We start from the raw sequence: 15,738 nt of genomic DNA, 5'->3' as shown, positions 1-15,738 counted from the left end.
TAGGTTGTCACAATTTGAATGATTTATTATAGTTTTTTCTTTTGAAGCAATCCTATTAATTAACAAAGCGGCATAAAAAAGTGTAAACTGATTAAAGAAACTTTACAAGAGTTTACACTATCAAAACCATGCTGGCTGCAATTCTTTTTGACCTGGATGGCACTATTGCCAATACTGACCCGATACACTACCAAGCTTGGCGGGAAATGCTATTGGGTTATGGCATGGATATAGACGAAGCATTTTATAAATCCAGAATTAGCGGGCGAACCAACCCGCAAATTATAGAAGATTTACTCCCACAATTACCACTGGAAGAAGGTGTAAAATTTGCAGACGACAAAGAAGCTCTTTTCCGCCAAAAAGCCAGGGAAATTCTGAAACCAATGAATGGCTTTTCAGAACTCATAGCATGGACAGATAGCCACAAACTCAAGCGTGCTTTGGTGACGAATGCTCCAAAACTCAATGTCAAATTCATGTTTGAAGTTTTGGACATCGAAAAAATCTTTGATGTAGTTGTCATCGGGGAAGATTGCATAGCAGGTAAACCAGACCCCGCACCATACCAAGTCTCCCTAGACAAGTTAGGTATCACAGCAGAACAAGCAATAGCATTGGAAGATTCACCGTCTGGAATTCGTTCTGCTGTTGGTGCTGGTATCCGCACTATCGGTGTGACTTCTACTCACGATCCAGCAGTTCTCAAAGCAATTGGGGCTTTTATGACAATTGCAGATTTTACCGATCTACATTTGTGGACGTTGTTGAACTCTCAGTTTACAGAAGATTTAGCGACTTTGGGATAAGTGGTTGGTCATTGGTCATTGGTCATTTGTCATTTGTACCCCCCTTAATCCCCCCTTATAAAGGGGGGAAACAACAATCAAGAAGAGGGAAACAACAATCAAGAAGGGGGAAACAACAATCAAGAAGGGGGAAATAAGAAATCAAGATAAAGGGGGAAACAGGAAATCAAGGCTTGACAAACATCCTCTAATACCAATTCTGTATAAAGATGCGCCGAATTATATAACGAACCGCGAAGGCGCAAAGGACACAAAGAAAGAACAGAAGAAATTTGGCGCAACCTTACAAAGAATTGGTATAACTCATATCTTGCACCATCAACTTATTGCAAAAAAAAGCCCAAAAAGCTTATTAGTTCGTAGGTAGGGCTAAAGCCCACCACCCTCTTATTAAGAAGATGCAAGATGTCAGCTAAGAGAAGTTGGGGATTTTGCTAACCAGAGATAGCTAACCAGAGTAGGTAGGGCTAAAGCCCACCACCCTCTTATTAAGAAGGTGCAAGATGTCAGCTAAGAGAAGTTGGGGATTTTGCTAACCAGAGATAGTTGTATTGATGTTTTCATCTGCAGGAAGTATGAAATACACCTGATATGAGGATGCAAGTCTTGCGTCCTTAGTGTTGTACCTCATTAAATCGCAAATCGCTATAATTTCTAAAGTATAGATAACAATCCTTGTTAAAACTATGACTAATGTACCCCTAACAACCTATTTGATAATCATAGGAATTGTGTTCTTAACGATCGCTGTTATAGGACAATCACGGTTGGGTTTTATGGAAATTAACCCTGGTTTTTTTGGAAGGTTTCTGGCTTTAATAATTGGTTTCTTTAGCTTAGTATCTGCTGTAGCTTTGGGATTATTCCCTGTTGAAATGATTGATGTGGTAAGAACCTATGTCTCAGAGTTCATTCAACAAAATTTGGGTTTAATAAACCAGTTTCTTTTTTAAGAGTATAAAGAGGTTTTCCGAGATACATAAAAGGTGGGCAATGCCCACCCTACAATTTACTTAGCGGTTCCATAAAAAGGAGTTGATCAACCGGATTGAGTATTACCAAATTAGAAAATAATTGGCTGAATTAATAGTATGCTCCTATAAGGCTGTAAATCAGAGCAGTGAGGACAATCAAAGTAATAACAACATAGTTATATTGTCGCTGTCGTAAAAAGAAAAATAGGGAAAGGATTACACGTAAGATGGGAGTTGCAACGAGTAGCAGTAGTCCGAGTTGAATGATTCCACGATAGCTACCTGATAAAACGGCATCTATAACACCTGATGGAGAGCAAAGCTGAGGTGGTTCTCCTTGAAAAAACTGGTATTGAGCGGGTTCATGACCGTTGCGAATTAAATAAAGTAAACCACCAACAAAAACTAAAGTGCTAGCAATCAACACGCCATACCTTAATAAATTGCTAAGCAACTGCTCAAGTTGCAAATCACTTGATGTTTTTGTATCGTGTTTGCTAGCACCAATCTCACAGTTATTTGAGATTTGCACCACTGTGTTGGTGTTTTGCTGAGTCAACTCCCCATCGGACTTTTCAAGTTGCGGTAACTGAAATTCAGCCGATCTACTTTTTAAGAGCGTAGGTGAACCCCGCCAAAAACCAAAATTCATTTTTTCCATGTTACTATGCCCCGGTTGTTAAGCTGTTGAATACCATTTTGCATGCCATGATGACTAACACAAGACTAAACACAATCCTTAGAGTTCGGGTCTTAGCTCCTATAAGAACTCGTGCTCCTAAAAAAGCACCAGGCAATACCCCCAACATCACTGGCATTGACAATCCCGGATCTATATAACCCCTTGCCAAATAAACTCCAGCTGATGCAGCTGCTGTTACCCCAATCATAAAATTGCTTGTGGTTGTAGAAACTTTAAACGGGACACGCATAATCTGATCCATTGCCAGTACTTTGAAAGCTCCCGAACCAATGCCCAGTAATCCAGAAAGCACTCCCGCAACAAGCATCACGCTAAATCCACCGGGGACGGAGTGAACTTGATAAGACATCAGCCCTTCAGGTGCGGGGTAACTGCCATTAAGTTGTAAATAAGTTCCGAGGGGATCGGGTGCATCGCTTTCGGAGTTCTCAAGTTTGGGCTGTTGTGAAAGATAAGCAGAATAAAGTAGAACAACAGCCAGCACCACAGTTAGAGCTTTCACAGAAATAAAAGTAGCAATAAATGCTCCAATTAGAGCCCCAATAGTTGTTGCTACTTCTAAAAACATTCCCAACCGCAGATTTGTGTAGCCTTTTTTTATATATGTAGATGCTGCACCTAAGGAGGTAGCAATGACAGATACCAAAGAGGCACCCACTGCATATCTAATATCAACGCCAAATACTGAAGCTAATAATGGGACAATCACGACTCCTCCCCCCAAACCAGTTAATGCCCCTAGAAAGCCAGCCGTAAATGACCCAAACCAAACTAATAATGAAAATTCTAAGATACTCAATTTTATTCCTCTAGTTTATAAATTTATACTAGAACAACCGGACAAGATTTGTATATTTGATACCAAAATCTTTAAAAAAACGCTTTATTACGTAGAATTTACATACGGGATTTTTTAGGTAAATGAAGTCCATGGGTAGGGAAAGACGGCTGTTTGACCTTACAATAATCTGTACTTCATACTTGTTGCAATCTCCTCTAGTTAGAAGTTAGTAGTTAGTGTTTAGTAGTTGGGTGTTAATAGTTAATAACTACACGATTATAAATACACCAATAACTAATATCTACTCTCCACTAACCACTATCTACTAACAATCTTCCATCTTTACAACCAAATCGAAAAGTCACCCTTAACAACAGAAAGCAAAGAAGACACTATGCCACTTTCTACCAAAATTAAAGCTCCCAATCCTATCAAGACAAATGGGACAAAGGTATTGCCATGACACGACAGCATTTCAGCTATTGCTTTTTGATTGGTCAATTGATACGCTGTAAAGCAGAGAATCCCTACAAGCAGAAAAAAGACCGCTATAATAACGAGCAAGCTCTCCAAGGTGCTGCTAGCAAATAAAGGAACATAAATGCTAATGTTATCGCTGCCGTTAGCAAATGTGACAGCAGCAACACTATAAACTTGTAGATTGAGAAACTTGGCAAAAAAAGAGTTTTGAGGCTGCGCTGATTCTTCCTCGGCTTTCTCGGAATTTTCTTCTTTGTTTATTAAGCATCTAATACCTATAACGAGAGGTACTAAGCCAAAAAGACCAATCCACGGTTTCGGAACAATTAAACCCCCAAAGAAACCGGGAAGGCTAGCAAGAACTAGTGCTGCAAATCCTAAATACTGACCAAGTACTATGTGCCAACGGCGAAATGTCGCATTAACTTGTGAAAAAAAGACCGTGAGGATGACTATATCATCAATGTTGGTGGCACCGAAGGCTGCTGCCCCTGTACTAATTGCAGTTACTAATCCACTCATATTTATCTTTAGGTGTCTTTTCTAAGGGCACGATCGCAATTTTGGATAAAATTAAAGCTTGTCGCGATCGCTAAATCTAGCGTGAATTTCTTCCACTCCTTGCTGCATTTCGGCAACAATCCAGGGATAACGAAGCCTTTGCATGACAAAAGTCCCACAAGTTACAGCCAAATACATCAAGAATAGGTAGGGAAAAATATCATAGGGAGCCTCTGGAACTGGAAACAAACTGCTACCAGGAATTCCTACACTTCCCAATACGGGAATCATCATGAAGCAAACTGCCAGCACGGAGAACATCACATTAGAAGGACGAAGTTTTCCGATTTTATACAAATAAACTGGTGCTGCAATTGAAATGAGGATATAAACAGTGAGAAATCCATAGCTGCAAATAGCCCCTAAGTAACCCATACTCTCAAATAATTTGATGTTAAATAGGGACATGACTGCAGGGACGAGGAATGTCAGGAACGAGCACATTGTCACAGCCATGTGGGGTGTACGGTTAGAAGAATGTGCGACACCTAACTTAGAGTGGAACAATCCATGACGTGCCATCATAAAAGACACTCTAGCAGCGGGATTGATGCAACCAAGCACGCAAGCAAAAAAGCTAAATAAGGCACCAACAGCGATTAACTCTCCTAAAAATCCCATGCCCACTTGTTTGGACAAAAACCCCAAGGGTTCTTCGGTGTTGGTAATGGATACGCCAGTACCGCTAAAGCCCAATATTTCAATATATGTTGTGGATATATAGAATAAACCCGCGAGAATCACACTACCCATGACAGATTTGGGAATTGTTTTCAGTGGGTTTTTCGCTTCATCACCTAAAGATGTAGCACTTTCAAATCCAGAGAAAGCAAACATCACCAACACTAATCCCGTCGCCAGTTTCCCTGGCTTCACATCAGACAGAGTTAGTTGGGACATATCTAAAGCAAAACCCTTATGCGCCCAAACCATCAAGCACAATACTGCAATCAAGGCTATCGAGATTCCTTCCAGCCACAGCATTGCCATAGCGGAAAGCTGGATATCTTTATAAGCTGCATACCACGCGATTCCCGCCCCCAATGCTAACAGTGTAATGCTGGATGGATGAATACCCACTTGAGCTATCAAGATTCCACTGAAGTTGGCAAAGCCACATAATACCGACATCCCTGTAAACAGATACGCCAAAACCAAACTCCAGCCACAAATCACACCAGCAGTCGGACCCAAACCTTTGACTATGTAAGAGTAGAGGGAACCAGGTGACGCCGAACGACTGGCGAATTGATTGATGTTTACACTCACTAATATCAATCCAATCAAGCCAATGAGAAAGCTTAACCAGGTTCCATTTCCTGACAGTGCTACTATCAAACCGATATTGGATGCAGGGATTGTGGTAGGTGCAATAACAGCAAAGGATTGAGCCAGAACTTCTTCAAAAGAGAGACAGCCCGGTTTTAATCCGTGAGCACTTTCATGGTGGGATAATATTTTCTTTTTCATCCTAAAAGTTTTTCAAATATGGAATAGCACATATTCTGGGTTATTTATGAGGGAATTTTTAAATAGCTTGGGCTGATACGTCTGAAAGGAGCTAATCCTTAACCTCAAGACATATGTTTCATTGTAATTTGGAAACAGAAATACATTTTTCCAGGTTTTGAACGTCAGTCTTATTGCGAAGTCATCATAGCTTATGTAATTTTGACAATCAAGTCTTTTAAAAACTCAGATTAAGTCTTTTCTCATAACATCTAATTCTACATAAACTTCATCGGAATACTAGATTTTATTCTGACTGTCAAAAAATAAGTATTTAAAGATACAAAATTTTTGTTGCAGTAAATACACACAAAGTTTATCGGAATACTTTACATGAGATGGTTCGGCAATATAGAAGAGTCAATATTCCAGAAATCATCACCCTGAAGTCAGAAAATATTTAAATTCATGTGGTGTAAAATTCATGTTTTCTTAAGGTTACAAAACAATGACTGAGATGATAAAGTAATTTCTGATTGAGAAGACAGAAATATGCATAAACCTTGTGCCTTTGCAGTTGCTACAATATTGATAAGTAGGTAGGCAAAGTTAAACATAACTGTGTTGACTGAGATTAGTCATTTGTGCTTTGCTTATTACAAATAATTAATAACAAAGAACAAAAGTCTTTTTCACCAGTTAACTTGAATTTGTACCAACTTACTTTATCCTTCTTGCAAGTGATAGGTTTAAATCTGTTGCTTTTGTCATTTAGCTTGGAAAAAATCATGAAAGCTTTCAAATATATTTTGATGGTGGTGCTACTCTTAGCAAATTTCATCTTTGCTCAGCCTTCCTTTGCAGATCCACCAAAAGTTACGAAAAGCTCAGAATACAAAGAATTGACTAAAGAAATCGATAAGTTGCGAACGGTGCAAGAATCACAAACGCAACTGGAGAATTACACACCAGAGGAAATTGAAAATAAGCTCAATGAGTTGGAATTGCTCAAGTACGCTTTTGAAACAGGGGTGAATTGGGGTCAGTGCCAGAACAACACTGGTAACACTCTAGCTGTTTACGGACCAATACCAGCAAATGTTGATGAGGAGGACTTCCCTTACGATGCTGGGTTGTATTTTCTAGCTGATGGTCAAACAACTCAAAATGACTGGGATTGTCAGGGAATTTACATACCTACTGATGTCAATGCTGTCTCTCCAACCTCTGACGGACAAAATCAGGAAATCACTGGTGGTGTTGTTGTCAAGGTACCAAAAGGAACTAAGTTGGCGATCGCTACCAATCAAAATACAGGAGCGATAGAATTTAGTATGCCTGTTACTCAAGTTTCCAAATCCAGCAAAAGTAAAATAAACTGGTTTGTGCCTAAAGTATCTCAGGCATTCTTGGATACAAGAGCTACCACTGCGCCTACAAATCAGTTTCCACAAATCAGTCTTGGCGATTAACAAGGCTAACGCAAAGGTTGGGCAACACAATGTAGAGACGCTTCAAATAGCGCGTCTCTACACACGTAATTTTTTACACATTAACCCTAATTGAACTGTATTGACTTATAATACACAAACTCTACCCCACCCGTCTGACGGCACCTTTCCCGAACTTCGGGGAGGGTTAGAGAGGGTTATTTTTATACAAATGCTTCACCGAACAGGATATTACATTCGTTTCCCATCCTTTGCCCTACTGTTCTCCCAACATCTGTTTTTCTTCAGTTAGTAATGTCGTTTCTTCTGCTGTTCGTGTTTCGGTGACGGCAGTTTGTTTGGTTAAATGCGGTCTGATAATTAGGCTCACACCAATCACCCAGGCTATGGAAACCATCCACCCTGCTAAAATATCGCTGGGAAAGTGGACTCCAAGGTAAAGTCTCGTCCAGCCAATCGCTACAACAAACACACTTCCAGCAGCTAGCAAAATCCAAGACCAAATAGTTCCCCAAGTCAAAATAACCAAGGTTGCTACTAGTGCCATGCTCATCATGGCATGACCGCTCGGAAATGAAAAATTTAACTCGGGAGCAAGTGAGTCCCATAAATGGGGACGTATTCTATGCATGAATTCTTTTGCTGTACGGTTGACGATCGCGCTTCCCACTGTAGTCGTTAGCAAATAAGTGAGCGATCGCCACCGTTTTTGGAACAAGAGGGCTAGTCCCATAAACCCAATAGCGGGAAACATAAATTTTGAAGAGCCAAACTGAGTCAGGGTGAGTGCGATCGCGTCTAATTGCGGTGTTGCTGTAGAGTGAATTGCCATAAGAATCGGTACATCCCAGGCAAAGGGGAAACCACCTTTACTTTCCCAAACTTCTATTGCTAATAGCCCAAAGATTTGCAACGGTAAGTAGATACCAAGAAATAGCAACAGCAGAGAACGCCAACGGGCAGCAAGTAGCCCTTTAGAAAAGTCAAAAAAGGACTGGATTTGTTTGTTGAAGTCAGTTTGAGTCATTTGAATAACACTACAGTTCAGTAAATCCTTAGGTATTATGTTTCTATTTATCTAGATGACACAAGGCACTAGTACAAAAAGGTTGAAGTATGGAGGCTAAAGGATGAAAGTAACACCCTTATACTGCAATGTGTACTAGTCAGGATGTCCCATTCCCCTAAACTCCACTTTATAAGGGGACTTTATAAGAATTTTCCCACAGCAACATTACTCCATCGGCTTCCCCTCAATACCCTCCTTTAAGGCAGAATTTTCAGGGTTTTATCTCTCTTACCAAGGGCATGGGGCAGAAAACGATAATTCCTGTCATTGTGATTTTTTTGCCGTCAGAATTTATTCTTGAGGATAATAGGATTGCCCAAAGCCTTTAATTATCAGCGTTTTTGACCATTGACGCTACTGCCCAACTACTGTAACAAATAGTTTTATTTGCGTATGTGCGACTACGCTGGACTTTAGCGTAAAATTTAAGTTAAAGTACGGTAAGCCTATCGAGTTTTGACATTTATCAAAAAAAGGGGTTTGAATCTACCAAGCTGACTTCTACCAGAAGTTCAGGCACCATAACAACCCTTTATACAAGCAGCAAGCAGTATGCATTACTTATTACTACCCTTCTTCAGTTTCTTTGTTGGTGTCATTGTTGGTTTAACGGGAATTGGAGGAGCATCTTTGATGACGCCAATGCTGATTTTTATCTTCCAAGTTCCCCCCGCGATCGCAGTCAGTTCTGATGTTGTAGCTGCGACATTAATGAAATTCGTGGGGGGTTTTCAACATTGGCAACAAAAAACCCTCGACTTGCAAGTAGTGAAGTGGCTGGCGTTGGGTAGTGTTCCTGGCTCTTTGTTTGGGGTAAGCATCTTGCACTTCATCAAGCAAACTGGGGAGCAAAACTTAAATCATATTCTGCTGCACTTAGTTGGGATGATGATTTTGTGTGTCACCTTATTAGCCCTGACACAACTGCTGCTACTGACATTTTTCCCCAATTTGAAGTTTCCCGAGCTACCAAAGTTAGATTTAGACACAACATTGGGACGTGTTCTCTCAATGGGTATAGGAGCAGTTTTAGGCTGTTTGGTTGGTTTAACAAGTGTTTCTTCCGGTTCAATGTTCGCCTTGGTAATGATTTCCTTTTTCCAGTTAGATGCTCGTAAATTAGTAGGTACAGATATTTCACAAGCAGCTATCTTATTACTCTTTACCTCAATTGGACACCTCAGCCTGGGAACGGTTGATTGGAGTTTGGTATTCCCAATATGGATGGGTTCTGTACCTGGAGTTTTCCTTGGTGCCAAACTTTGCCAGCTTGCGCCTCAACGTCCATTGCGGTTCGTCATCTACACACTTCTGCTGATGGTAAGCTACAAGCTAGTGTCTCCGGTGTAACACAGTTATTGGTCACCAAAATAGGTCAGCGGAAATAAAAACCCTTACAAATGACCAAGGACTTTTGACAAATTCACAGAAAGAGTTTAAAAGTCCCTCTTTCGTACATAATAAACAGACCTAAACCAATCAGTACATAAGGAACTGCCATATCACCGTAACGAGTTAAAATATGCGCGATCGCTGTTTGACGAGCCAAAGAGAATGCGATCGCACACCAAATACCAACCATCAAGAAGAAGACAAACAAAATCACTGCCATACTTGCAAAAGTATGACCTGCAAATAAAGGTATATAGATGCTGATATTATCTCCGCCGTTAGCAAGCGTTACTGCAGCTACTTTATAAGTTCGAGGATGCAAAACACTCAGCAAAAAAGATACGGCGGGATGACTGTGTGAAGAGGGATTAAAATCACTGGTTACTGTCTGAACCTCTGTAGATTCTTCTTTACTCACCAGTTTTTTCAAACCAATTGCTATCGGTAATAATCCCAGTAATCCAATGAATTCTTGAGGAACTACTAAACCACCAAAAAATCCTGGTAAACTAGCAATGATAATGGTTAAAAAACCGAGGTACTGACCAATAATGATATGTCTTCGGCGGAAATTGCCATCTACTTGTGAGAAAAATAGTAACAGAATTAAGATATCATCGATATTGGTAGCAACAAAAGCGATTACACTTTCTGCAAAAGCTGTCCAAAGCTCAGTCATGCTTAATCGTGAGAGAAAGTTAGTTTAACAAAATCATAACTGATAGGAGTTTCTCTCACAGGCTACCAGAAAAGAGAACTTTGTGTTTTGGCTTGAGATTTTCATAATAAAGACACAATGGGAGAATTTATCACTGCAATTACTACGGGCGTGCTTGCCTTCACTGCCACTAACATAGATGATATTTTCATCTTATTGTTATTTTTTTCTCAGGTAAATGCCAACTTGACTCACAAGCATATTGTTATAGGTCAATATTTGGGCTTTATAGTATTAGTTATCGCCAGTCTTTCCGGTCTATTTGGGGGATTAATTTTACCAACTCAGTGGGTTGGATTACTTGGTTTACTTCCAGTTGTTATGGGTATCAGCAGTTTGGTGAATGGACAGGAAGAATCTTTAGAGGAAATCCAACTAGAAACAAAATTATCTGAAGAAACTGTTTTCACCAGTTTTGTTTCTCCCCAAACTTACAGTGTTGCTGCTGTTACAGTTGCTAATGGTAGCGACAACATTAGCGTTTACGTACCTTTATTTGCAAGCAGCGATTTAGGTACTTTTCTAGTTACTGTATTTGTATTCTTTTCACTGATAGGTATTTGGTGCTTTGCGGCTTATCAATTAACTCATCAGAAAGAAATAGCTGAGCTTCTCACTCGTTATGGCAAGAACTTTGTACCCTTTGTGCTGATAGGCTTAGGGAGTTTTATTCTTTTAAAAAATGGAACGTTAAGCCTGACAAAGCTCATTGCCAGCTGTTTTTGTTTAACAATTTTAGTAAAAAAAAATAATTCGTAATCAATATTTCAATTGTATATTAATTACAAATTATCTGTTTTTTAATCAAATATAGTACATGAGTTCTATTTGACGTTTGGAGATGCGTCGCTCACAAAGGTCTTGAAGCGTATACTTTTGCAAAACGTCGTAAGCTGCTTGACGCACTTCTTGCCAAACATCGCGAATGACGTCAGTTTCAACTGTTTTGATGTTGGAAGATTTTACAGATTCAGCATCTAACCCTTCTATACAAAGTAAAGCTTCTAGAACGGTTATTTTTTGAGGTTCTCGTGCTAGAACATAGCCTCCTTTGACCCCACGTATGCTCTTGATCAAACCTCCACGCCTCAGTGTTGCTAGAAGTTCTTCTAGATAGCGGTTGGGAATGTTTTGCCTTGCTGCTATCTCTCGGATTTGCAAGGATTCACCGTCGGCATGGCATTTTGCTAGTGCCAACAGAGAGAGAATTGCGTACTCGGTTTTGTTTGAGAGTTCCATAGGCAAAAGAGCGTAGACACCTAAGAGTTATTTCGTATAAGAAGGCAGCGGTCAGCCTAACTAAATAAAATCAGGGTCAGAACGTTTTGATTGATATTTCGCTAGCTATATGCAAGAAGTTTGACACCACTATACAAGACCGCTGTCAATAAAAGCAAATGTTTTTTTTTCTTATTTTAATAAAAAAAATTGATTATTTGGAGCAAAAAAAAGACAAGGGGGATTGGGGAGGGAGTGAGGGAGTGAGGGAGTGAGGGAGTGAGGGAGTGAGGGAGGGAGGGTTTGCTCAAACTTCGAGCGAACACTGGGTAAGTAACTGTTCAAAGGCACTTGCAACTCTGGTTTGAAAACGCTGTCGGTGTTTGAGCTTCCAAACGGGTTGGACAATTTTTAACTTTGTGCCAGAAGCTTTATCTATGACGCGAACTGCGTGTAGTGTAGACAGATGTAGTTCCTTTTTCACCATCAACTCAGGAATTGCTGCTGCACCAACGCCGCTTTCCACGACTGCTTTTACCATTTCGCTACTGCTTAAAACCAGAACAATATCTAGTTCAGTCGGATCGATTCCCCAGTCTTGTAAGGCTTGCTCAAATACCTGTTGCGCCCCCGAACCCGACTCTCTCATTACCCAAGTTGTTGTTAGCAGTTCTGCAGGAGATATTTCTATTCGCCCAAACCAAGGGTGAGATTTGCCAACGACTATCTGGAGGCGATCGCTTCCCACAACTTCTTTTTCCAAATAGTTGCTGAGGGTGGGTTTCACTTCACCTGTCACCAAACCGAAATCAAACAACCCTGTCGCTGTCCCCTCGCAAATTTCTTCTGCATTGCTCAATGTACAATTTATATGTATACCGGGGTACTGACGGTTGAACTGGCTAATCTTCTCGGGTAACCAGTAGTTACCAATGGTAAGGCTGGAGCCTAGCTTTAATTCACCCCGTTGCAGATTGTTTAATTCCCGCAAACCCCGCTCGGTTAAAGAGACTTGATCTAAAATTTTCTGTGCCTCTATTTGGAGTAACTTGCCTGCATCAGTGATTTCGATGTGGCGACCAATTCTATGGAATAATCTAACCCCATATTCCACCTCCAAACTCTGAATTGCTGCACTAACGGCAGGTTGAGTAATGTAAAGCGCTTCTGCAGCACGGGTAAAGTGCATCAGTTCTGCAACGGCAAGGAAAATTCGCAACTGCTCAAAGGTCATAGTGGCTCTTTTAAGCTTGTTGAGCGGGTATTGTCACCCTGATAGGGTTGATAGCTGTATATTATTATACGGCAAACCTATTAGGCTACCGTAGTATATCATAACCAATGAAATTTTTACAGTAAAAGTCATAGAAGCGTTTGTTTACCCCCTGTATGGTAATAAAACTGTGCCGAATTTGTATCAACAACAACATTAATAAACTTTCGTAAATTCTTACGGAGTCAAAAATATAACTTTATTTTGAATGGCTGTCAATTCTATTGAAACTTTTTTCTCTCAAGCATAGAAGAGAACATTAATCCGCTCCTTGTAGAGTCATGCCATGAATTAAAAGTATAAGTTTATACTTAATATTTGAAACATGAATAAATTTATTTTATTACTTTAACAAAAAAGAATATTTGCTTCTATACATTGGGAACAATACAGTGAGAATTGTGACTCAAAAGTGAAACCCTGGTAAAGGAAAGTTTACAACTTCAATTTAGCTAAAAATCTTCTCTTGAGACATCTTTAAGATCCGGAAATTTACTTATGACTGACCAACCCGTACACAAACAGAGCGTTCACGGCTTAAAGCCCAATTGCCTTTCCTTTGGGGAAGTCCTGGCTCAATCCTTTGCCGTGATTGCCCCTACCACAGTCCCGGCGTCAAACCTTGGTTTAATAGTTGCACTTTCAGGAAACGGAACTTGGTTGAGCTTTGTTATCGGCTTGGTTGGACTCATCTTTGTGAGCATCAACATCAATCAGTTTGCCAGCCGTTCTGCTTCTCCTGGTTCGCTGTACTCTTACATTGTTAAAGGGCTAGGTCCAACAGCAGGTGTTATTTGTGGCTGGAGTTTGGTGCTAGCGTATTTGTTCACGGGAATGTCTACTTTGTGTGGCTTCGCAAACTTCAGCAGTGTCTTGATGGCTCAAGTGGGTATTCATCCCTCTAGCATTACTTTGCTGGCATTGGGGGCGGGAATAGCTTGGTATGCAGCTTATAAAGATATCCAACTTTCCGCGATCGCAATGCTGTGGATGGAGGGGATTTCTTTGGGGCTGATTGTTTTGTTGTGCATTATTATCTGGGCAAAGACCGGTTTTGCACTGCATATGCCACAACTCACCCTCGAAGGTGTCCGTCCCGGTAATGTCGCAACAGGGCTAGTGCTGGTTTTGTTTGGCTTCTCTGGCTTTGAGAGTGCTACATCGTTGGGTGATGAAGCCAAAAAACCATTGCGAACGATCCCCAGATCGGTGACTGGCAGTGTTATCCTAGCAGGGTTATTCTTCATTTTTACATCCTATGTAGAAGTGCTGGGTTTCAGCGGTACTGGTGTCTCTATTACTAAAACCGAAGAGCCTTTGGGTTTCCTGTCGCAACAAGCAGGAGTTGGATTTTTAGGAGAATTAATAGCTTTAGGCGCTTTGTTGAGCTTCTTTGCCTGTGTCCTTGGCTGTATTAATCCTGCTGCCAGAATATTTTTTACGATGGCACGTCATGGGTTGTTCCACTCTAAACTCGGTGCCGCCCATTCATCAAACCGCACGCCCCACATTGCAGTCACAATGTGTTCCTTCATTACGTTTTTAGTGCCTGCGGTCATGTCTTTGTTTCACATTAAGTTGTTTGAGTGCATGGGTTACTTGGGAGCAATCTGCAGCTATGGATTTCTCACAGTCTATATCTTGATATCAATTGCAGCTCCTGTTTACCTGTACAAACTGAGAAAACTCTGCCTGCGCGATGTGGTGTTTTCTGTGTTGGGAATTGGATTCATGATGATTCCTGTTATTGGTAGTGTGGGAATTCCTGGAAGCACAATGTTTCCGGTGCCGGATGCTCCATATAATGTGTTCCCCTACTTGTTTGTTGTTTATCTGTTTATGACTTGTGGATGGTTTTTCAGACAAAAACGCCGTTCACCCGATGTTGTTCGGTCAATGCAGAAGGGCATCGACGAAATCCACGATAGATATGCAACTCCATCGCCTGTAGTTATTTCTTCTATCGATGAAGACCCCTTTCATTAAACGGGAACAGTTAACAGTTATCTCTCAAGGCGAATTCTGTTCGCTGTTCCCAGTTCACTGATTTATACATAAGGACAAATAGAAATGAGCGGACTATACACTGCGATTCCCACTGGGCTAGGTGCCTTTGCTGCGACCAATATTGATGACATTGTGATTCTGTCTCTGTTTTTCTCCCAGATTAATGCAATGTTTCGTCGCCGTCACATTGTTATTGGTCAGTACATTGGTTTCAGTGCTTTGGTGATTGCTAGTTTGCCAAGTTTTTTTGGCAGCTTTATCCTACCAAAACCCATAATTGGATTGCTAGGTATTGTTCCTATTGTTATTGGTATTGGACATTGGTTAAATCCAGATATAGATGATGAAGAAACAGATGTAGAAAAAGAAGAGCCTTCACAACCTTGGTTTGTTAGCTTTTTGTCTCCTCAAACCTATAGTGTGGCTGCTGTCACAATTGCTAACGGAAGTGATAACATCGCTATCTACGCACCATTGTTTGCCAGCACCACTTTGGAGAGCCTTGCAGTGATTATTGCTGTGTTCTTTTCTCTCGTGGCAGTTTGGTGCTATGCAGCTTATCAGTTAACTCGTATGAAGGCGATCGCCGATGCTCTAACTCGCTACGGTCATCAACTTGTTCCCCCTGTCTTGATTGGGTTGGGTATTGTCATTTTAGTGAACAGTCACACTTTGGAAAATCCTACTTTAGCTGTAGTTGCTGCGATCGTAACAGGTTTTAGTTTGTTAATTATCGGTAGGAATATAGAATCACCAATGCACCAATTTATGACTAAATTTATGACTAAATAAGCAGTTCTTTAAAAGAATTTCAAATCTAGATGCGTGCGTTAATTTTTATTAACGCATTTTT

15 protein-coding genes are annotated in these 15,738 nt (G+C 40.6%); 7 read left to right on the top strand and 8 right to left on the bottom strand.

What is annotated here, in order from left to right:
* Positions 1-128 precede the first annotated feature (128 nt).
* Both ACYRY3_RS40155 and ACYRY3_RS40150 read left to right on the top strand, forming a co-directional pair.
* The gene (locus ACYRY3_RS40155) at positions 129-809 is read left to right on the top strand and encodes an HAD family hydrolase (RefSeq protein ID WP_460207415.1); all 681 of its coding nucleotides are present in this window, start codon (positions 129-131) and stop codon (positions 807-809) included.
* Between the two features lie 686 nt (positions 810-1,495).
* A complete protein-coding gene (locus ACYRY3_RS40150) occupies positions 1,496-1,762 on the top strand; it encodes a hypothetical protein (protein ID WP_460207414.1) in 267 nt (88 codons plus the stop codon).
* A gap of 130 nt (positions 1,763-1,892) precedes the next feature.
* On the opposite strand, the gene ACYRY3_RS40145 is transcribed toward ACYRY3_RS40150, so the two are convergent.
* The 4 genes from ACYRY3_RS40145 to ACYRY3_RS40130 all read right to left on the bottom strand — a co-directional run bounded on the left by ACYRY3_RS40145 (position 1,893) and on the right by ACYRY3_RS40130 (position 5,778).
* The gene (locus ACYRY3_RS40145) at positions 1,893-2,444 is read right to left on the bottom strand and encodes a DUF1634 domain-containing protein (protein ID WP_460207413.1); all 552 of its coding nucleotides are present in this window, start codon (positions 2,442-2,444) and stop codon (positions 1,893-1,895) included.
* Between the two features lie 4 nt (positions 2,445-2,448).
* Positions 2,449-3,285 carry a sulfite exporter TauE/SafE family protein gene (locus ACYRY3_RS40140; RefSeq protein ID WP_460207412.1) on the bottom strand — a complete coding sequence of 279 codons (837 nt, stop codon included), beginning with the start codon at positions 3,283-3,285 and terminating at the stop codon, positions 2,449-2,451.
* A gap of 324 nt (positions 3,286-3,609) precedes the next feature.
* Positions 3,610-4,269, bottom strand: a complete 660-nt coding sequence (locus ACYRY3_RS40135) for a cadmium resistance transporter (RefSeq protein WP_460207411.1) — start codon at positions 4,267-4,269, stop codon at positions 3,610-3,612.
* Between the two features lie 51 nt (positions 4,270-4,320).
* Entirely contained in the window at positions 4,321-5,778 is a 1,458-nt protein-coding gene (locus ACYRY3_RS40130; protein WP_460207410.1) for an APC family permease, read from the bottom strand.
* A 767-nt stretch (positions 5,779-6,545) separates the two neighbouring features.
* Here ACYRY3_RS40130 and ACYRY3_RS40125 point away from each other — a divergent pair.
* Positions 6,546-7,229 carry a hypothetical protein gene (locus ACYRY3_RS40125; protein WP_460207409.1) on the top strand — a complete coding sequence of 228 codons (684 nt, stop codon included), beginning with the start codon at positions 6,546-6,548 and terminating at the stop codon, positions 7,227-7,229.
* Positions 7,230-7,464: 235 nt separating this feature from the next.
* Here the strand turns inward: ACYRY3_RS40125 and ACYRY3_RS40120 are convergent, their stop codons facing one another.
* Positions 7,465-8,235 carry a phosphatase PAP2 family protein gene (locus tag ACYRY3_RS40120; RefSeq protein ID WP_460207408.1) on the bottom strand — a complete coding sequence of 257 codons (771 nt, stop codon included), beginning with the start codon at positions 8,233-8,235 and terminating at the stop codon, positions 7,465-7,467.
* Positions 8,236-8,829: 594 nt separating this feature from the next.
* Between ACYRY3_RS40120 and ACYRY3_RS40115 the strand changes: the two genes are divergently transcribed.
* Entirely contained in the window at positions 8,830-9,627 is a 798-nt protein-coding gene (locus ACYRY3_RS40115) for a sulfite exporter TauE/SafE family protein (protein WP_460207407.1), read from the top strand.
* 73 nt (positions 9,628-9,700) lie between these two features.
* Here the strand turns inward: ACYRY3_RS40115 and ACYRY3_RS40110 are convergent, their stop codons facing one another.
* Positions 9,701-10,348 carry a cadmium resistance transporter gene (locus ACYRY3_RS40110; RefSeq protein WP_460207406.1) on the bottom strand — a complete coding sequence of 216 codons (648 nt, stop codon included), beginning with the start codon at positions 10,346-10,348 and terminating at the stop codon, positions 9,701-9,703.
* A 117-nt stretch (positions 10,349-10,465) separates the two neighbouring features.
* Between ACYRY3_RS40110 and ACYRY3_RS40105 the strand changes: the two genes are divergently transcribed.
* On the top strand, positions 10,466-11,146 hold the full coding sequence (locus tag ACYRY3_RS40105) for a cadmium resistance transporter (protein WP_460207405.1): 681 nt from the start codon (positions 10,466-10,468) through the stop codon (positions 11,144-11,146).
* A 45-nt stretch (positions 11,147-11,191) separates the two neighbouring features.
* Here the strand turns inward: ACYRY3_RS40105 and ACYRY3_RS40100 are convergent, their stop codons facing one another.
* Both ACYRY3_RS40100 and ACYRY3_RS40095 read right to left on the bottom strand, forming a co-directional pair.
* Positions 11,192-11,626: an RrF2 family transcriptional regulator gene (locus tag ACYRY3_RS40100; RefSeq protein ID WP_460207404.1), complete on the bottom strand. Its 435-nt coding sequence runs from the start codon at positions 11,624-11,626 to the stop codon at positions 11,192-11,194.
* Between the two features lie 286 nt (positions 11,627-11,912).
* Complete coding sequence (locus tag ACYRY3_RS40095; RefSeq protein WP_460207403.1) at positions 11,913-12,839, bottom strand: LysR substrate-binding domain-containing protein; 927 nt, start codon at positions 12,837-12,839, stop codon at positions 11,913-11,915.
* A gap of 537 nt (positions 12,840-13,376) precedes the next feature.
* Between ACYRY3_RS40095 and ACYRY3_RS40090 the strand changes: the two genes are divergently transcribed.
* Together ACYRY3_RS40090 and ACYRY3_RS40085 are read left to right on the top strand one after the other, a co-directional pair.
* On the top strand, positions 13,377-14,864 hold the full coding sequence (locus ACYRY3_RS40090; RefSeq protein WP_460207402.1) for an APC family permease: 1,488 nt from the start codon (positions 13,377-13,379) through the stop codon (positions 14,862-14,864).
* An 84-nt stretch (positions 14,865-14,948) separates the two neighbouring features.
* Positions 14,949-15,677: a cadmium resistance transporter gene (locus ACYRY3_RS40085; RefSeq protein ID WP_460207401.1), complete on the top strand. Its 729-nt coding sequence runs from the start codon at positions 14,949-14,951 to the stop codon at positions 15,675-15,677.
* The last annotated feature ends 61 nt before the right edge of the window (positions 15,678-15,738 follow it).

The sequence above is a fragment of the Scytonema sp. NUACC21 genome (assembly GCF_054684315.1).
Note: the sequence above shows the minus strand (reverse complement) of the source record. Positions and strands in the feature narration are given on the sequence as shown.